This window comes from Thermobifida halotolerans, from assembly GCF_003574835.2.
GTDB lineage: Bacteria > Actinomycetota > Actinomycetes > Streptosporangiales > Streptosporangiaceae > Thermobifida > Thermobifida halotolerans.
Genome location: NZ_CP063196.1, coordinates 4,225,831 through 4,243,782 on the forward strand (window position 1 = coordinate 4,225,831; position 17,952 = coordinate 4,243,782).

Here is a 17,952-nt window from a genome sequence, read left to right on the forward strand (position 1 = left end):
GAATCAGGCCGACTGTTCGCGCCCCGGCTCCCCCGCCCTCGGCGCGTACGAGGAGTTCCGGCCGCGTGGCTCGGTGACGAGGCGCAGGCCCTCCGGCAGGCCCTCGACCGAAACCGCGTCGCCGCGCACGTCCACGGAGAGCCGCGTACCCGCGACCGGGACACGTTCGATCCGCAGGCGCGCGCAGCCCGACGGCAGGGCGGGTGCCACGCACAACTCGCCGCGCGGGACCGACGGGGCGAACCGGAGCAGGGACCGCACCAGGTGGATCGGCGCCGCGGCCGCCCATGCCTGCGGAGAGCACGAGGTCGGGTAGGGCACGGGGGCGGGATAGTCCCCTCGGTCGAAACCGCAGAACAGCTCGGGCAACCGGTGGTCGAAGTGCTCGGCCGCCTCGAACAGGGACAACGCGATGCGCTGCGCGTGCTCGGTGAAGCCGTACCGCGTCAGTCCCGCCGCGATGAGCGCGTTGTCGTGCGGCCACACCGAGCCGTTGTGGTAGCTCACGGGATCGTAGGCGCCCATGTCACGGGCCAGGGTGCGCACGCCCCAGCCGGAGAACATCTCCGGCCCCAGCAGGCGTTCGGCCACGTACGGCGCCTTGTCCTCGTCGACGATGCCGCTCCACAGGCAGTGCCCCATGTTCGAGGCGCAGGCGTCGACCGGTTTCTTCTCCCGGTCCAGCGCCACCGCGTAGTAGCCGCGGTCCGGCAGCCAGAACCTCTCGTTGAACGCCTGTCTGAGATCGGCGGCCCGCTCCGCCCAGTACCGGGCCTCCCGCTCCTGCCCGGCCTCTCCGGCGAGCTGGGACCGTGCGAGGTAGGCGCCGTAAACGTAGCCCTGCACCTCGCACAGTGCGATCGGCGCCTCGGCGAGCCGCCCGTCGGCGAAGTTGACGCCGTCCCAGGAATCCTTCCATCCCTGGTTGACCAGGCCGTGGTCGGTGGTCCGCCGGTACTCCACGAAGCCGTCGCCGTCCCGGTCGCCGTGGCGTTCGATCCATTCCAGCGCCCGGTCGGCGTGCGGCAGCAGCTTCTCGACCCCGGTGGGATCGGCTCCCCACCGGCGCAGCTCCCCGAGGAGCACGACGAACAGCGGCGTCGCGTCGGCGGTGCCGTAGTAGACGCTGCCGTCGCCCAGCCAGAGGCCGCTCTCCGACCCCAGACGCGCCTCGTGCAGGATGCGGCCCGGCTCCTCCTCGGTCAGTGGTTCTCCTCGGTTCCCTGGCGGTCGGCCAGCGTCTGCAGGGTGCCCAGTGCGAGCGACTGGTCGACGGGCAGCGCCATGTAGGCGGTGAGCAGCGAGTCGCGTCCGAACAGGGCCATGAACCACGGGGCTCCCGCGGCGACGACGGGGCGTTCCGGATACCGGGGATCGGAGATCCGCAGCGCCCCGAGGTCCTGCTGGCTGCGGCGCAGCACCGCCTGGAGTGTCTCGTTGTCGGTGAAGACGACCGGGCTGCCACTCCGCCACGCCTGGAACCGGAGGGCCGGTTCGGCCTCCTCGACCGGCCTGTCCTGCGGGAACCGGGTCCGCAGTTCCTGGTCGTCGACAACGGGACGCACCTGTACGGTCGTCGACCACCTGCCGCGCGCCGGGACGACGACGCGGAAGGTGATGTGGTCGTGCACCACGGACGTGGCGCCGTCCGCGAGCACGACGACGCCGCGTCGCGAGCCACGCCGCCAGCGTTCGATGAGCGTGCGTGTGCCCTCACTGTGGAACACGTACTGCCCGTTCCTCCGGACCTCGCCCGCCTTGACCTCGAAGAGGTCGGCGAAGTCCGCGTCGACCACGAGGGTGACCGTACAGGCCGCGGGCTCACGCCCCAGGTTGCGCAGTGTGATGTCCTCGCGCATGCCCGTGCCCACGCGTCGGTCCCGTTCGACGAGGAGGGTGGCTTCGGCTCCTCCGCCGCGTTTTCTGGCCCGCGCGAGGAACACGGCTCGGTAGGGGTGGTCGTGGACGATGGCGGTGAGCGGCTCGGGCGCACTGCCGTTCACGGAGAACTCCCACTTCGACACGATGCGGATGTCGTCGTAGAAGACCCCGTGCGGACGGTCCGGGAGCATGCCGCCGTCCGCCGCCGAGACGGCGAAGGAGGTTCCCTCGACGATGGTCACCGCTCCGGCGCCCACCCCGGCTGACCCTGTGTCGGTGTTCCAGACGGTCATGGGGCCGCTTCTTCCCGCTTTCGGCTGGTTCAGCCGCATATGGGGTGCCCATTGCCGAAGGTTTCCCGCCGGGGGCGGCTGTGCCCCCGGGCAGGTCAGGGACGCTCGCGCGGCCGTTTCCGGGCGGGCGGGATCGGAACCGGGTCGCGGCCCTCGACGATGGTGTTGCGGATCGTCCCGATTCCCTCCACGGTCATGGTGACGGTGTCACCGGGTTCGAGAGGGCGGGGGGAGCGGACCCCGGTGCGCCCCCACAACTCGGCCAGGCAGCCGCCGTTGCCGCAGGTGCCCGAGCCGAGCACGTCACCGGGACGCACCAGGGTGCCGCGTGACGCGTAGGCGACCAGGTCCTCGAACGGCCATCCCATGTTGGACAGCAGGTCCCTGCCGACCTCCTCGCCGTTGACCTCGACGGTCATGGCCAGCCGCAGGAAACCCTCGCCGTCTCGGTGCGGCTCCAGTTCGTCGGCGGTGACGAACCACGGGCCGAGGGTCGTCGCGAAGTCCTTTCCCTTGGCGGGCCCCAGGTTGACCCGCATCTCACGGGACTGCAGGTCACGCGCTGACCAGTCGTTGAAGACCGTGTATCCGGCGATGTGCGAGCGGGCCCGCTCCGGGGAGAGGTCGCCGCCCTCCCGGCCGACCACGGCCGCCACCTCCAGTTCGAAGTCGAGCACCCGGCAACCGGGCGGGACGGCGACGTCGTCGTACGCGCCCACCAGAGCGTACGGGTTGGTGAAGTAGAACGTCGGAGCCTCGTACCACTCCGCGACCACCTCCGTGTCGCCGGTGACCGCGCGCGCCACCCCCTCCACGTGCTCCTCGAAGGCCACGAAGTCCCGGACCGTCGGCGGCCGCAGCGGCGGCAGCAGGCGCAGTCCGGCCAGGGGGATCGGGGACGCCTCCCGGACGGCCCGCTCCCCCTCCTCACGCAGCGCGTCCTCCCCCCGCCGGAGCAGGGCGAGCAGGGTCTGCCCGGCGGGCAGCGGATGCAGGACGTCGTCGACGACCACTCCGCAGCGGGGCCCGCCCTCGTACTCGACCGTGGCTATTCGCACGTGTCCTCCTCCGTCCGTGCCGGTACCGGGGCTCCGGCTCCCCGGCGTCTGAGCCTCACGACCGGCATGCGGCAGCGCACCGTGCGCCACCGAACCCGCCGGCGCCTCCGGTTCATCGCGGCGGTCGACCCGCCGACGGTGACGACGCCGCTCATCGTGTCGGCTCCCTACACCGGAGGGGCGACGAACACCCCCCGGTCGGGGTCGTTGAAGGACTCGGCCGCCACGAACTCGTCCATGGGGTTGGCGGTGCCCCACTGGTCGCTCACCTCGGGCCTGGTGAAGTCGTAGACGTGGGGGTGCCAGGCGTCCTCGTCCAGCAGTTCCAGTTCGGTGGTGTATTCGAGGGTGTTGCCGTGCGGGTCGAGGAAGTAGGAGAAGGTGTTGTTGCCCGCGAGGTGGCGGCCCGGTCCCCAGATCTTGCGCACTCCGCCGCGCAGCAGCCGTCCGGTGCCGCGCATGTACTCGTCGATGCCGCGCATCTCGAAGGAGATGTGGTGCAGCGAGGTGTGCGGGCCGCGTGCGATGGCCATGCTGTGGTGCTGGGGGTTGCACCGCATGAAGTGCATCATGTCGCCCATGTTGGGGTGGATGAGCGTGTCCGACAGCGCGAAGTCCAGGTGCTTCTCGTACCACTCGCGGGTGCGGTTGATGTCGGTGGAGTTGAGCACCACGTGCGAGACGCGCACGGGCACCGACTCCTTCTCCTCCAGCCTGCGGTGGACGCGCACCGCGACGTCGCTGGAGACCTCGATGGTGCGGCCGTCGACGTCGAAGAAGCGGAAGCCGTAGCCGCCCCCGGGGGTCTCCACCTCGCCGGGTTCGCTGATGATCCGCACGTTCTGCTTGATCAGCCGGTCGGCGAGCGCGTCGACGTCGGCGGCCGTCGCCGCACCGAAGGACACCAGGTCCAGACGCTTCTCCTCGGCCCTGCGCAGCCGCACCACGTACTGCTCCGGGGAGCCCTCGGCGGCCAGGAAGGTGATGCCGCTGTCGTGCTCGACCTCGGTGAGGCCCCACATCGTGGTGTAGAACTCGTGCTGCCTGTCGTAGTCGGGGACCGCGAGCGCGACGTGTCGCAGATGGGTGATGAGGCGATCAGACATGGTCGTCCTCCTTGTCAGGATGCGGCCGGACGGTGCCCGGCGTCGTGGGAAACGGTGTCGGTGAGGCCGAAGAGGTCCACGGCGTTTCCGCCGCGGACGGCGGTGGTCTGGTCGTCGGGGAGTCCCGCCGCCCTGAGGGTGCCGAGCGGGTCGTCGGAGCCCATGTCGAAGGGGTGGTCGGAGCCGAGCACGACACGGTCGGCCCCGACCGCCGTGACCAGGGACCGCAGGGTCTCGGGGGCGTGGACGAGCGAGTCGAACCAGATGCGGCGCAGGTAGTGACCGGGGGGTTCGGCGCAGCCGCGGGCGTCGGGGCGGACCCGCCAGCCGTGCTCGGAGCGGCCCAGGTAGGTGGGCAGGTAGCCGCCGCCGTGCGCGGCCAGGATCTTCAGGCCGGGGTGGCGGTCGAGCACCCCGCCGAAGATCAGGTGGGACAGCGCGACGGCGTTCTCGACGGGCTGGCCGACGATGTTGCTCAGGTACCACTGGTCGAGCCGTTCGTCGAGGGTGCAGCCGAACGGGTGCAGGAACACCACCGCGTCCAGTTCCTCGGCCCGGGACCAGAACGGGTCGAGGCGGCGGTCGGAGAGTTCGGTGATCTCCGTGCCGTCGTCGACGTGCGAGGAGATCTCCACTCCCAGCAGTCCGTGTTCGAGGACGGCGTGGTCCAGTGCGGCGACCGCGAGGTCGGGGTGCTGCAGCGGGGCCAGGCCGAGGCCGCGCAGCCGCTCCGGTGCGGCGGCGCAGTGTTCGGCGACCCCCTCGTTGGCGGTGCGGAAGATCCGTTCGGCCAGGTCGGGGGCTGCCCAGTAGTGGTAGTGCGACGGGGAGGGGCTGACGATCTGCACGTCCACGCCGGCCGCGTCCATGTCGGCCAGTCGGGTACCGGGGTCGGTCAGCCGGGGCCAGCGGTCCCGGATCATCCGGCCGTTGACCCGGAGGGCCTCCGCGCCGTTGCGGCGGCCCTCCTTCCCGCGGTGCGCGGCCAGCCCGTCGGCGTCCTGGGCGAGCGCGTCCACCCGCGGCAGCAGAACGTGGGCGTGCGCGTCGACGACCGGCGACATTCCGGCCCTCCCGTCTGGTCGGCGGCGTGGGGTCTGCGGGGTGCGCTGGTCGGCCGCGGTCACGCGGGCTCACCGACCATGGCCGCGATCCGGCCCATGAGGCCGGGGACGTCGGCGTCTGGGGTGGAGGCGAGCTGCCATTCGCACAGTTGGACGGAGGCCTCCACCACGGTGCGGGCCCGGTCGAACCGGCGGTCCATGAACGCGGTGAACAGCGACTCGTCCAGGGTGTCCCGGGTGGTGAGGAGTTCGGCGAGGACGGAGGCGTCCTCCAGGCCCATGGCCGCGCCCTGGGCGAGGGTGGGCGGGCAGGAGTGCGCGGCGTCGCCGACCAGCACGACCCGGCCCCGGTGCCAGGGCCGCTCCACCAGGTGGGTCTCGAACCAGGTGTAGTTGATCCGCTCGGGGTCGGTCATGTCGGCGCGGATCTCCTCCCACACCCCTCCGTATCCGGCGGCGAGGCGGCGCATCTCGGCGCACTGCCGCTCGCCGGTCAGGTGGAAGCGGTCCTGGGCCTCCTCGACCAGGTAGGCGTACATGGTGTCGGGGCCGGTGGGGCAGTATCCGGCGATGTGGCAGGGACCGCCGTAGACCAGGTCGGTGCGGGTCACCGTCTCGGGGCGGCGGGTGTGGATCCGCCAGATTCCCATGCCGACGGGGCGGGGGCGCACGTCGATGCCGAGGAGGGAGCGCACCGTGGAGCGCACCCCGTCGGCGCCCACCACCAGGTCGTAGGTCCCGGTGGTGGCGTCGTCGAAGCGGACCCGCACGCCCGCCGCGTCCTGGTCGATCTCCTCGACGGTGGTGGAGGTGCGGATTCGCGCGCCCGCGTCGGTGGCGGCCCCGGCGAGCACGGCCTGCAACCGGGGGCGTTCCATTCCCAGGGTGGCGGGCAGGTCGGGTCCGCCGGTGCGCGCGTCCTGCTGCTCGAAGTACAGCGTGCCGTCGGGTTTGCGCAGGCCGAGGGTGTCGAAGCCGAATCCGCGGGTCCTGACCTCGTCCCACACGCCGACCTCGCGCAGCACGCGCAGCGCGTTGCCCTGGAGGGTGATGCCGGAGCCGAGCGCGGTGATCTCCGGTTTGATCTCCACGACGTCCACGCCGACGCCCGCGCGGGCCAGCAGGGCGGCCAGGGAGCAGCCGACCGGGCCGGCGCCGACGATGAGGACGGATCCGACGCACGTCATGGGGGATTCTCCTTCGCTGGCGGAAGTCACTTCAGCGCGATGGGGTTGACGGGGGAGCCGACGGCGCCGGTGATCGGCAGCGGCGCGGCCACGAGCTGGAACTCGTAGACGCCGTCGGAGGCGCAGTCGGCGGCCAGCGCGTCCAGGTCCCACATCTCGCCGATGAACAGTCCGATGTTGGGGATGGCGACCTGGTGCAGGGGCTGGAAGGCGTGGTCGAACTCGTTGGGGCGCACCTCGAAGCCCCAGGTGTCGGTGGCGACGGCGGCGATCTCGGTGTCGTGCAGCCAGTCGGCGGTGGTGAACGACAGTCCGGGGGCCGCTCCGCCCGCGTAGTCGCCCCAGCCGTCGCGGCGGGCCCGGGTGAGCTGGCCGGTGCGCACGCACACGATGTCGCCGCGCCCCACCCGTGCGGTCCCGCCCTGGCGGGCGATGGTGGCCGCCAGGTGTTCGGTGGTGATGGCGAAGCCGTCGGGGAGTTCGCCGTCGGTCCCCAGGGCGCGGCCCACGTCCAGCAGCACGCCCCGGCCGGTGATCGCCGCGGCGGCGGTCTCGATCCCGGTGACCTGGTCGCCCTCGCTGGTGACGACCTTCTCGGCGGGGCGGCCGTTCCAGGCGCGGCCGTGGTCGAAGATGTGGCCGAGGCCGTCCCACTGGGTGGAGCACTGCAGCGGCATGGCGATGACGTCGTCGGCGCCGCCGATGCCGTGCGGGAAGCCCTGGTTGCCGAGTGCGGCGTCCACCCCGGTGTCGAGCATGGTGTGGACGGGGTTGGTGCGTCTGCGCCAGCCCTTCTGCGGGCCGTTCATGTCGAAGCGCTGGGACAGGGAGAAGGCCGCGCCGCGGCGGACGAGGCGCGCGGCGTGGGCGCGTTTGGCGTCGTCGATGAAGTTGAGGGTGCCGAGGACGTCGTCGTCGCCCCACCGGCCCCAGTTGCGGTTGCGGGCGGCGGACGCGGCGACGGCCTCCTCCGGCCCGGCGGGGTCGATCGCGCTCACCGCGCCTCCTCCGCGACGCAGCGGTTGCGCTGGACGCCCAGTCCGGTGATGGTGCTCTCCATGACGTCGCCGGGGCGCAGCAGGCGGCCCCAGTGCATGCCGTTGCCCGCGGGGCTGCCGGTCAGCACCAGGTCTCCGGGGGACAGCGGCACGGTCTGGGAGGCGGCCGAGACCAGGCGGGCCACGTCGAAGATCATGTCCTTGGTGGTCTCGTCCTGCATGACACGGCCGTTGAGGGTGAGCCGGATGCGCAGGTCCATGGGGTCGGGCACGAACTCGGCGGGGACCAGCCAGGGGCCGAGGGGAAGGAAGGTGGGCGCGTTCTTGGCGCGCAGCCAGTCGGTGCCGATGTCGGGCATGTCGCGGCGGAAGACGAGGTCGCGGGTGGTGATGTCGTTGGCGATGGTGTATCCGGCGACGTGGTCGAGCGCCTGTTCGGGGGAGACGCGGAACGCGGGGCGGCCGATGACCGCGGCGAGTTCCAGTTCCCAGTCGTGCTGGTCGCTGTAGGCGGGCAGGACCACGTCGTCGTCGGGGCCGCAGACCGCCGAGGGCAGACCGACGAACAGGTAGGGCTCTCCCTCGGCGGCGCGGCGGTCCATGAACGCCGCGGCCTCGGCGCGCACCTGCTCCTCGTCGCGGGGGTCGTCGGGGTCGCGGTGGGCCACCACCAGGTCGATGACGTGGGTGCGGTAGTTGGCGCCCGACTGCAGGACCTGGCCGGGAGTGAGGGGGGCGCGGACGCGCAGTCCGGCGCCGTCCCGCCAGCCGTCGTCGGCGGCGGCGAGTTCGGCGAGCCGGGGCACGGCGTCGTCCCAGACCCGCAGGAGACCGAGAAGTGCGGGTGGTCCGTCGCAGGGCAGCACCCCACCGGTGATCGCGTCGGTCAGGTCCCGGACGCGCTGGTCGCGCACCAGGCCGGGGAACACGCGGCCGTCGGGCGCCTCGAACGTGCCCAGCGCGAACCGCTCAGCGGCTGCGGGAGTGGCCACCACATCGCCTCCACTTCGAGAAGGGGTTGACGTGTGTCACTCTGTCAAATAGGTCACAATAAGAGAAATAGATAAGTGACATGGGAGCAATCCATGACATGGATTCTTCGGAGGCGGCATGAACAACCTCGCCAACCTGGACCTGAACCTGCTGACCGCGCTGCACGCGCTGCTCCAGGAGCGCAACGTCACCCGTGCCGCCGAGAGGGTCGGCCTGAGTCAGCCCGCGATGAGCGCGGCCCTGGGCCGACTCCGCCGCCACTTCGGCGACGACCTGCTGATCCGGGTGGGCAACCGGTTCGAACTGAGCTCCCTGGGCCGAGAACTCGCCGGACACACCGGGCTGGCCTGCCAGGTCCTGGAGCGGCTCTTCTCCGCCCGGGTCGGCTTCGACCCGATGACGTCCGAACGCGAGTTCACCCTGGTGACCTCGGACTATCCGCTGGCGGTGCTCGGCAGCGCCCTCACCGAGGCGCTGCGTGAGCGGGCGCCCCGCGTCCGCCTGCGTCTCCCCCAGGTCAGCAGGGGCGCGGTGGAGGACATCGACACCACCCTGCGCTCGGTGGACGGCGTTCTGATGCCGCACGGCATCCTGGGCGACCTGCCCGCCGTGGACCTCTACCAGGACCGGTGGGTCTGCATGGTCTCCGACAGCAACACGGCCGTCGGCGACCGGCTGACCATCGAGCACGTCCGCACCCTGCCGTGGATCGTCACCTACCAGCGCCCCACCTCCTACGCTCCGGCGGCCGAGCAGTTCGGGATGCTCGACATCGAGCCCCACATCGAGATCCGGGTCGAGGGATTCCTGTCCCTGCCGCTGCTCGTCGCCGGGACCGACCGGATCGCCCTGGTCCAGGAGCGGTTGGCCCGCCGCCTGCTGCCGCTGGGGGGATTCCGGATCATGGACTGCCCCTTCGAGGTGACGCCGCTGGTGGAGGCGTTCTGGTGGCATCCCGTCCACCGCCACGACCCCGGTCACCTGTGGCTGCGCGACTTCCTCGCCGAGGTCGGCAGAAGTGTCGGCGCGTCCGTTCCCGCCCCGGTGGACTGACCGACGCGGCGCATGCCCCCGTCCCGGAATCCGATTCCCGTACGGGAGTCCGGCCTGCCGGGGCCGAGGGCATGCTGGTCGTCCCGGTGCGGCGGTCGCGCCGCATCCCCGTCCGCTCCTCCTGGGTTCGCCGCACGCGTTCGCGGGCAGTCGTATGAGCTGTCCCGTGAGCACGGAGACCCAAGGAGGGGAAATGACCGCACCCACACAGAGCGTGGACCTCATCGACGTGATCATCACCGACCACCGGGAGGTCGAGCGCGTCTTCACCGAACTGGAGACGGGGACGTCCTCGCCGGAGCACCGCAGGAGGCTGGTGGACCACGTGATCACCGAACTGGTGCGTCACTCGGTGGCCGAGGAGCAGTACATGTACCCGGCGGCCCGGGAGAAGCTCGACGACGGCGACCGGATCGCCGACCACGAGCTCGAGGAGCACACCGAAGCCGAGCGGGTGATGAAGGACCTGGAGGGCCGCGACCCGTCCGACCCGCGCTTCGAGGAACTGCTGCGGACGCTGATGTCGGACATCCGCCACCACATCGAGGATGAGGAGAACGACCTGCTGCCCAGGCTGCGCGAGGCCTGCTCGCAGGAGGAGCTGCGGGACCTCGGGCAGAAGGTCCTCAGGGCGAAGGAGCACGCGCCGACCCGGCCGCATCCCAGCGCTCCCGACACCCCGCCCGCGAACCGGATCCTCGACCCGGGAGCGGGCATGATCGACCGGATGCGCGACGCGCTGACCGGACGCCGCTCCTGACCTCCGCCCGCCGCCGCGTGGAGGTCCGGAACCCGTCGGCGGCGGGGCCGCGGCGGCCGGAACGCTCCGGCCGCCGCACCGCTGTCCGGGACGGTGTCACCTCTTGCCGGGCACGGACGACATCGCGCTCATCTTGGGGATGGTGAACCCCGCCGGGATGATCAGGTCGTCGAGGCTGAGATCGTGGATCGACTTGTGGCCGAGGCCGATGAGGGACTCGTCGATGCCGGAGCGCAGGATCTCCAGCACCTGACGCACCCCGTCCTCGCCGCCCGCCGCGAGTCCCCACAGCCACACCCGGCCCACGAGCACGGCCTTGGCGCCCATCGCCAGGGCCTTGACCACGTCGCTGCCCCGGCGGATTCCGCCGTCCATCAGCACGTCGACCTGGTCGCCCACGGCCTCGACGACGCCGGGCAGCGCGCGCAGCGCCCCCGGGATGCCGTCGAGGTTGTTGCCTCCGTGGTTGGAGACGGAGACCGCGTTGGCGCCGCAGTCGACAGCCCGCCGGGCGTCGTCGGGATAGTAGACCCCCTTGACGAGGAACTCGCCGTCCCACAGGTCCCGCAGCCACCGCACGTCCTCCCAGGTGGGCAGCGGGGTCTGCGCCCATTCGACGTACGCCTCCCTGAAGGTCGGCGTGCCCTTGGCCTCCGTCCGCAGGTTGGGCGCCTCCAGGTTCGGTATGCCGCCGAGCAGGAAGCGCAGCGCCCAGCCGGGACGCGAGATTCCCATGGGCGCGAACTCCAGCAGCGTGGAGAAGGTGACCCGTTCCGGGATGGTGGGGCTGCCCCAGTCGCGGCGGCTGGCGAACGACCAGTCCAGGGTGAGGATCAGCGCCTTCGCTCCGGCCCTGCGGGCGCGTTCCACCCGTTCGGCGATGTCGTCGCGGGTGCCCACCCAGTACAACTGGAAGAACGCCTTGGGGTTGGCCGCGGCGACGTCCTCGAGGGGCATGCTGGCGAACGAACTGAGCCCGATGGCGGTGCCCGCCGCCGCTGCCGCCCGCGCCACGGCCACCTCTCCGCCGGGGTCGACGGCCTGGGCTCCGGCGGGTGAGACGATCACCGGGAAGTCGATCTCCTGCCCCAGCACGGTTGTGCTCATCTCACGGGCGGGCGGAAGTTCCGCGGCGATCCGCGGGATCAGCCCGATCTCGTCGAACGCCTGGATGTTGTCGTGCAGGGTGATGCCCTTCTCCGTCCCCGCGACGAGAGACGCGTACACCGCCGTCGGAAGGCGTTTGCGCGCGCGCCGCTGCGCTTCGGCGACGGACTCCAGTGGGGTACTCGTGAACAACACTGAACACACTCCTCGTCGGATGGATGCGACCCGCACCGCCATGCCGTGGAGACCGCCGTGCCCGCTGACGGTCGGCCGCTGGATAGTCCAGACGTTCACTAACCTGCGGGTGAGCTGGGCAAACCCGGAGCGGTCGCAGTGGCGCGGCACGAGGCGCGCCTGCGGCGTGCCGCCGCGGCGGTGGCGGATACTCGGGGCATGACGACACTGCGACGCAGCGCCGACCTGGGCTCGCCGGCCGCGGAGGTCTGGGCTCTCGTCGGCGACTTCTCCGCGATCGGCCGCTGGCATCCCACCACCCCCGACCCGGTGATCCGGGGCGCGGACTCCCCGAACACCCCGGGGGCCGAGCGTGTCTTCGGCGCGGGAACCGACAGCGCACTGGTGGAACGGCTCGTGGACCGGGACGGGGCGGCCCGCCGCCTCGTCTACACGATGCCGGACCCGCCGTTTCCCATCACCGGTCACCGGGCGACCCTGGAGGTGGTCGAACGGGACGCGCACCACTGCACGGTGGTCTGGACGGCGACGTTCGACTCCTCCGAGGAGGTGGCGCGGGAGTTGGAGTCCGCGATGGGCGACGGTGTGTTCACCGTGGGACTGGACGCGCTGGCCGAGCGTTACGGGCGCGGATGACCGCTGTCCTCGCTGGTCAGGGGGCGACACTCCGTCCTTTGCGAACTCATTGCCTGCTCGCGTGAACCTTCGCTCCGATACGGGGGAGTCTGTGTGGAGGGACGGGAACGGGAGAAGGACGGCGTCGATCGCCATCCCCGTCCCTCGCCCGAGCAAGCCCGTGAAGGGAAAGGGAAGGCAATGAACCGCACACGTTCCCGCGGCTGGATGCTCTTCGCCGCGACCCTGCTGTTCCTGACGGGAGCGATCAACATCATCCAGGGCATCACCGCCCTGTTCCTGACCGACAACCTCTTCAACTTCGGAGGCGAGGCGTTCTTCTTCAACCTCACCCCGTGGGGCATCCTGCTGGGTCTGTGGGGTCTGCTCCTGGTGGCGGCGGGCTTCGCCCTGACCACCCGTCAGAGCTGGGCGCGCATCGCGGCCGTCGTCCTTCTCGCGATCAACATCGTCGCGCAGTTGGCGTTCTTCGCCGCCAACCCGCTGTGGTCGCTGGCCGTCGTCGCCATCGACCTGTTCGCCATCTACGCCCTGACCGCCGGTTGGTCCTCGGCCTCCGCGCTGGAGGAGGAGCGGGAGTCCGAGCGGGGCACCGACGAGGCCTCCTACCGGTCGGGCTACGAGGCGGGGGTGCGGGAGAGCCGCGAGGTCCCGTCCTCCGGTGCGCACGTTCCGCAGCCGACCCGGGGTGAGCACGCGCGCCGAACCGGCTGAGCGTTCTCAGCCTGACGTCGGGGGTTCGACCACGACGCGGCGTTCCTCCGCCTTCGGGTGGAGGAAGGCCAGGAGTCGGCCCCCTTCGGCGGCCACCTCCTCCTCTTCCGCGGCGCTGAGCGCGCGGAGGGGGCGGACGGTCAGAGCCGCCGTTCTGTTTTCTCCGGTCGTCGCCGCCCACAGGGCGGTGACGACTCCGTCGACGAGGACCGTGTGCGGTGCGATCCCGTTCCGGGGAGTGAACGCGCCGAGGTCGACGGTGAGCACGCGGCGGCGGTCCGCATGGGAGCGCAGCAGGTTGTCGAAGTCGTAGAGGAAACGCACCGGCGCGGGCGTGTCGGGATCGGGGCGCGGCGCGTCGGGAAGGTCGAACAGTTCGGCGCCGTCCTCGCCGCGGAACACCGCGAGCCGGGGCCGCAGCCTGTCGACGACCTCGCCGAGCCGGGTCAGTCCGCACCAGGTCTGTACGTCGCGGACGGTGGCGGGACCGAACGCGGCGAGGTAGCGCAGAACGAGCCGCTCCGGTGCGGCCGCGGTGCCGGGGGAACGGCCCGTCCACGCCTCCGCCGAGGTGTGGACGGCGCGTCCGCTACGTCCCCACACCCCGCGCGGCGGGAGCTGCACCAGCGGCACGAACGCACGGATCGCCTGGGCCAGCGCGGCCGGATCGTGGTCGGGCCACCGCCGCGCCAGTTCCCGGCCCAACTCGCTGAAGGTCCGGGGTCTCTCCTCCACCAGCGCGCGGCCCGCAGCGGCGAGGTCGGCGGGGTCCACTCCGGCCAGGTTCCTTCCGTAGACGCTCCGGAACCCGCGTTCGATCATCGGCTGCACCAGGGGCCGCAGCCACAGGCAGTCGTCGGCGGTCACCAGGTGGAGGGTGGAGCGCATCAGCGCCGTGCGCACCACCCTCCCGTCCGTCAGCAGGCGCACGGTGTCGTCGGGCGTGTAGTCGGCCAGGCGGCTCCACAGTCCGACGTACCAGGTGTGGGTGGTCTGGGCCTGCAACCCCACCAGGCGCTCCAGCACCCGGGGAACGGTCGCGGTGGAGCGGCGCAGCAGCGACTGCCGGTCGAGGACGGCCCGGTTCAGTGCCCGCCGGGTGAGGACTGCGGTGGTTCCCATGTCTGACAGCATGCCCCCGATTGCGGTCAGTTCCTGACCGTAGAGGTGGGGACGGCACCGGGGAAGCGCAGGGAACCGGCTCCCGGTGCCGTGACCACCGCGGGGCTTCAGCGTCCGCGTACCAGCAGCGGCTGGCTGACCTCACCGAGGTAGCCGTCGGGGTCGCACAGGGTGGCGTGGGAGACGCCGAGTCCGTCGGCGGACAGGTGGGAGCGGCAGGACATGTGCACCCAGTCGGCCTCGGGGAAGCGCGCCAGGGTGGTGGTCATGGACGGCGGGATGAACAGCCACTCCTCCGCGGGCAGGGCGGCGGACAGGCCGTTGGCGGAGTCGGCGACGACCAGCGTGCGAGCCAGGGCGGTGAGCTTCTCCCCCTCGATCAGGGGAATGCGCACCCTCGTCCACACGTCCGCCTCACCGGAGTTCTCCCCGTGGCCGCCGCGGGTGTAGCGCCACTCGACGGCCTCGCCGTAACCCCAGTCGGTCAGGCCGAGCACCGTGTCCTGTTCGGGACCGGGCAGGGCGGGCGGCCTGGCCTGCCGGCCGGTGGCCGGCGGCGTCGGGCCGGTCGCGATCGCCCAGGCACGCGCGACCACCGCCGGACGGCCGTCGAAGACCATCCGCGCCTCGAACAGGGCGATCCGCCTTCCCGGGCGCACCGGGGCCACCTCGACGCGGAAGCCGCGGCGCGGGATGGCTCCGAGGAAGTCCGCGGAGATCCGGGCCAGGCGCATGTCCGGACCGGCGGCGCTGTCGAGGAGGTGCCCCAGCAGTGCCGTGGGCGGGCCGCCGTGCTGGGAGTCCGCGTCCCAGGGGCTCTCGGTGGCGCGGGTCGGTTCGTAGCGGCCGTCGCCGCGGGGCAGGTAGAAGGCTTCCGCCGGTTCACTCATGGAGCAGTCCTTGATCGGGAGGCGATGCGGTCGGGCGGAGGATCAGGGATCACGACAACCGAATGCTTCCGAATCAGATTCGGTTTCGGTTGCGGTCGATGATAGTCCGCTCCCCGAAGCCCCCGTCGAGGCATCGGGCCGGATCTGCGGTCCCCCTGCCCCCGCTCATCCCACGAGGAAGCGCGTGACGTCGGCCGCCTCGGCCTCGGCGGCCTTCCGCAGGGGTTCGGGCGGCCCGTCGAAGGGGGTGATCTCCACCGTTTCTCCGGTGCGCCGCCACGTCGCGACGGCGCGGCCGTCCACGATGACGGTGGGGCGGATCTGCCCTCCGCCGGGCCACACGGCCCGCTCGTGCTCGGGCGGCACGGACAGCGCCCGGTCGCGGTAGCCGACCAGGTAGTTGTCGTAGGCGGGCAGCAGCCGCAGGTCACCGGGGCCGTCGTCCTCGGCCGCCGCGGTCCCGGCGGCCCGTTCGACGGGCAGCGCGTACGGTTGCCCGTCGACGGTGACCTCGACGGTGTCGAGGCTCTGCCACGCGACCCTGGCGACGGGGGCGGGCAGCCCCGACCAGGACGCGAAGTCGGCGGCGGTCGCCGGGGCGTGGGCCGCGAGGTAGCGGCGGGCCAGGTGCGCCGCCGACTCCTCCCGGCTCCACCCGGGTCCGGTTCCGGGAACCCAGTCGTCCAGGGCGACGAACGCGGGTTCGCCGCCGCGCGACGGCCCGTAGCAGATCCGCCCGGCCAGCGCGCTGCGCCGGATCAGGTGGAAGGCGGCCTGCCCGGTGGCGGGCACCCCGATGGCGGCGAGGCGTTCGGTCAGTTCGGCGCGGGTGAGCGGACCCTCGCTGACCGCGTCGAGGACGAGGGCGTCGGCGCGGGCCAGCAGGGCGTCGTCGAAACCGAGTTCGGCGTAGCGGCGGCGGCTGGCCGCGAGGAACACCGGTCCGAGCAGGGCGAGCAGCCACCGCACGTCGGCGGCGGGGACGATGTGCAGGGTGCCGCGCAGGAACCAGCCGCGCACGATCGTGCGGTCGGTCCCGACGGCGCGGACGACGTCGCCGAGGCGGGCGCCGGTGGTGCGGACGCGCAGACCCAGCGCGGCGGCGGTGGCGTCCTGCGCCTGCACCGCGAAGACCCGGTCGAGGGCCTGGAGGGGGTCGCGGTCGCGTTCTCCGAGGAGGCGTTGGGCGGCGGCGCGCAGCCTGCGGGCGGCGTCGGCGGTGAGGATCGGCATGGGGGTCCTTACTCCAGCGGGCTGAGATCCCGGGGAACAGCCCGAATCTGTCAGGAAGCGTCATCGGAGGGCTGTCTGGGGTGGGGGAGGGTGCGGTGTTCCAGGCCGGCCCCTGCGGTGGGTTGCCACGGGTTGCCGGTGGCCGGTCGAGGCGCCCCGGCACCGAGTCCGGCCGCGGCTCCACCCGCCCGCACTGTGAAGACGGTCCCGCACCCTGGGGACTGGCCTGCGGTGGCCGGTGTTCTTTCGGTTCGTCTGTCTGTGGGGGCGCGCCTGGACTCGGCGCCGGGGCGCCTCGACCAGGCGCTGCCAACCCGTGGGGGCCGTTGCGGGGGGTGGGGTGGAATGCCTCGTCTTCCCGCCCCCGGGGGTGGTTGTCCGGGACTTCGAGCGTCCCCGCCTCGGCCGCCTGGCGTTCTCTTCCGCCTCTGAACCGCGATGATCCCGACAACAGGAGGCGGTGTTTCGCGGAAAAGGCCCTCCGGTGCCGGGGCGAATCCGAGGGGTCGTCGCAACACATGCTGATCAACTGGCCACGGCCAGGAGCTTGGCCAAACGCTCGGCCGGGGTCTCCCAGCCGAGCGTCTCGCGTGGGCGGGAGTTCAACTCGGCAGCGACCTCCTCCAGGCGCTCACGGCCGTGCTCGGGCAGGGTCGTGATGGTCTCGACCAAGGCGTCACGGACGCTCGCGGTGCCGCGCGTTCCAGGCAGATGGACGAGCATCACGTAGCGGCTGGACCGCTCGACCAGCGTGCCGATCGCCGAACCGTTCTCCTTGCCCACGATCAGACCACCCTCCCAGTGACCGGAAACCGCGCGGTCAGCGACCTCGGGCGGTCGCTCGCTGATCATGCGGGAAACGCGGTGTGCGCTGGTCCGGGCGGCGCTGAGGACGTCGCAGGGTGCGGCCGGTGCGCAGCGCCTTGGTCAGCTCGCGGCGCAACTCCCCGCGGCCCTGGACGTAGAGGGCCTGGTAGATCGTCTCGTGGCACACGTGCATCTCCGCCTGGTCGGGGAAGCTCAGCCTCAGGTGGTGGCTGATCTGCTCCGGACTCCACTTCATGCCCAAGCGGTGCTGGATGATCTCGCGCAGGAGCGGGTTGGCCGCGATCTTGCCGCCCTTGGGGCGGGGCCGACGGGCCTTGGCACGGGCGTGCGCGGCGTGGGGGCGGTACCGGTGACTGCCGGGGTGGCGGTTGCGGCGGATCTCCCGGCTGATCGTGGAGGGGGCGCGGCCCAACTCGGCGGCGACGGTGCGGATGGACGCCTCCTCACGCAGCCGATCGGCGATGTGGATACGTCCGTCCTCGCCCAGGTAGCGGCCAGTGCCACGGGCCTCGATCCTGCGGTTGCAGCCCGCAGAACCGGCCGAGGTCGCCGGTGCGTCTTTGGCTGGCGACCTCGGCCGTTTCTTTCGGCCCTCGGGGCGCCCGTAGCGCCACTCCCGTCCGGTGCGCGGGTGAACACCCACCATCCGGCTCGCCTGCGTGTTGCTGTAGCCCTGTTCCACCAGGGCAAGGTAGCGCTCACGCTCGGCGAGGAGCTTCCTGCGCCCCCGTGGTTTCCGGCTCTTGCGGATCTCGAAGTCGTCCACTGCACCCCTTCACAGATGGGGTGTTGCAACGGCCTCCAGAACCCAAGCGACGGTGGGGGCCTTCTCGA

16 protein-coding genes and 1 pseudogene are annotated in these 17,952 nt (G+C 71.8%); 4 read left to right on the top strand and 13 right to left on the bottom strand.

What is annotated here, in order from left to right; genetic code table 11:
• Window positions 1-3 precede the first annotated feature (3 nt).
• The 8 genes from NI17_RS18945 to NI17_RS18980 all read right to left on the bottom strand — a co-directional run bounded on the left by NI17_RS18945 (window position 4) and on the right by NI17_RS18980 (window position 8,579).
• A complete protein-coding gene (locus tag NI17_RS18945; RefSeq protein WP_234401919.1) occupies window positions 4-1,086 on the bottom strand; it encodes an amylo-alpha-1,6-glucosidase in 1,083 nt (360 codons plus the stop codon).
• A 116-nt stretch (window positions 1,087-1,202) separates the two neighbouring features.
• Window positions 1,203-2,174 carry a glycogen debranching N-terminal domain-containing protein gene (locus tag NI17_RS18950; RefSeq protein WP_234401920.1) on the bottom strand — a complete coding sequence of 324 codons (972 nt, stop codon included), beginning with the start codon at window positions 2,172-2,174 and terminating at the stop codon, window positions 1,203-1,205.
• Window positions 2,175-2,269: 95 nt separating this feature from the next.
• Window positions 2,270-3,232 carry a fumarylacetoacetate hydrolase family protein gene (locus NI17_RS18955; protein ID WP_068691327.1) on the bottom strand — a complete coding sequence of 321 codons (963 nt, stop codon included), beginning with the start codon at window positions 3,230-3,232 and terminating at the stop codon, window positions 2,270-2,272.
• Between the two features lie 167 nt (window positions 3,233-3,399).
• Window positions 3,400-4,338: a VOC family protein gene (locus tag NI17_RS18960; RefSeq protein ID WP_068691329.1), complete on the bottom strand. Its 939-nt coding sequence runs from the start codon at window positions 4,336-4,338 to the stop codon at window positions 3,400-3,402.
• Window positions 4,339-4,352: 14 nt separating this feature from the next.
• A complete protein-coding gene (locus NI17_RS18965) occupies window positions 4,353-5,402 on the bottom strand; it encodes an amidohydrolase family protein (protein ID WP_068691331.1) in 1,050 nt (349 codons plus the stop codon).
• Between the two features lie 59 nt (window positions 5,403-5,461).
• Window positions 5,462-6,589 carry an FAD-dependent oxidoreductase gene (locus NI17_RS18970; RefSeq protein WP_068691333.1) on the bottom strand — a complete coding sequence of 376 codons (1,128 nt, stop codon included), beginning with the start codon at window positions 6,587-6,589 and terminating at the stop codon, window positions 5,462-5,464.
• Between the two features lie 26 nt (window positions 6,590-6,615).
• Complete coding sequence (locus NI17_RS18975; RefSeq protein WP_211329506.1) at window positions 6,616-7,587, bottom strand: cyclase family protein; 972 nt, start codon at window positions 7,585-7,587, stop codon at window positions 6,616-6,618.
• Window positions 7,584-8,579, bottom strand: a complete 996-nt coding sequence (locus NI17_RS18980; protein ID WP_068691617.1) for a fumarylacetoacetate hydrolase family protein — start codon at window positions 8,577-8,579, stop codon at window positions 7,584-7,586. The genes NI17_RS18975 and NI17_RS18980 overlap by 4 nt, the downstream gene beginning before the upstream one ends.
• 118 nt (window positions 8,580-8,697) lie before the next feature.
• Between NI17_RS18980 and NI17_RS18985 the strand changes: the two genes are divergently transcribed.
• Window positions 8,698-9,633: a LysR family transcriptional regulator gene (locus tag NI17_RS18985; RefSeq protein ID WP_068691586.1), complete on the top strand. Its 936-nt coding sequence runs from the start codon at window positions 8,698-8,700 to the stop codon at window positions 9,631-9,633.
• A 193-nt stretch (window positions 9,634-9,826) separates the two neighbouring features.
• Window positions 9,827-10,393, top strand: coding sequence for a hemerythrin domain-containing protein (locus NI17_RS18990; protein ID WP_068691584.1), 567 nt, complete (start codon window positions 9,827-9,829; stop codon window positions 10,391-10,393).
• A 96-nt stretch (window positions 10,394-10,489) separates the two neighbouring features.
• On the opposite strand, the gene mftD is transcribed toward NI17_RS18990, so the two are convergent.
• Window positions 10,490-11,695, bottom strand: a complete 1,206-nt coding sequence (gene mftD, locus NI17_RS18995; RefSeq protein WP_068691583.1) for a pre-mycofactocin synthase MftD — start codon at window positions 11,693-11,695, stop codon at window positions 10,490-10,492.
• A gap of 198 nt (window positions 11,696-11,893) precedes the next feature.
• Here mftD and NI17_RS19000 point away from each other — a divergent pair, with 198 nt between their 5' ends.
• Entirely contained in the window at window positions 11,894-12,331 is a 438-nt protein-coding gene (locus NI17_RS19000) for an SRPBCC family protein (protein WP_068691581.1), read from the top strand.
• Window positions 12,332-12,511: 180 nt separating this feature from the next.
• Complete coding sequence (locus tag NI17_RS19005) at window positions 12,512-13,045, top strand: DUF7144 family membrane protein (protein ID WP_068691579.1); 534 nt, start codon at window positions 12,512-12,514, stop codon at window positions 13,043-13,045.
• 6 nt (window positions 13,046-13,051) lie between these two features.
• Here the strand turns inward: NI17_RS19005 and NI17_RS19010 are convergent, their stop codons facing one another.
• The 4 genes and pseudogenes from NI17_RS19010 to NI17_RS19025 form a co-directional block, all read right to left on the bottom strand.
• Window positions 13,052-14,167 carry a winged helix DNA-binding domain-containing protein gene (locus NI17_RS19010; protein WP_068691576.1) on the bottom strand — a complete coding sequence of 372 codons (1,116 nt, stop codon included), beginning with the start codon at window positions 14,165-14,167 and terminating at the stop codon, window positions 13,052-13,054.
• A 107-nt stretch (window positions 14,168-14,274) separates the two neighbouring features.
• Window positions 14,275-15,057, bottom strand: a complete 783-nt coding sequence (locus tag NI17_RS19015; protein WP_068691574.1) for a thioesterase family protein — start codon at window positions 15,055-15,057, stop codon at window positions 14,275-14,277.
• A 165-nt stretch (window positions 15,058-15,222) separates the two neighbouring features.
• Window positions 15,223-16,290, bottom strand: coding sequence for a winged helix DNA-binding domain-containing protein (locus tag NI17_RS19020; RefSeq protein WP_068691572.1), 1,068 nt, complete (start codon window positions 16,288-16,290; stop codon window positions 15,223-15,225).
• A gap of 525 nt (window positions 16,291-16,815) precedes the next feature.
• Window positions 16,816-17,884 (bottom strand): annotated as a pseudogene (locus NI17_RS19025) (IS30 family transposase).
• Between the last annotated feature and the right edge of the window lie 68 nt (window positions 17,885-17,952).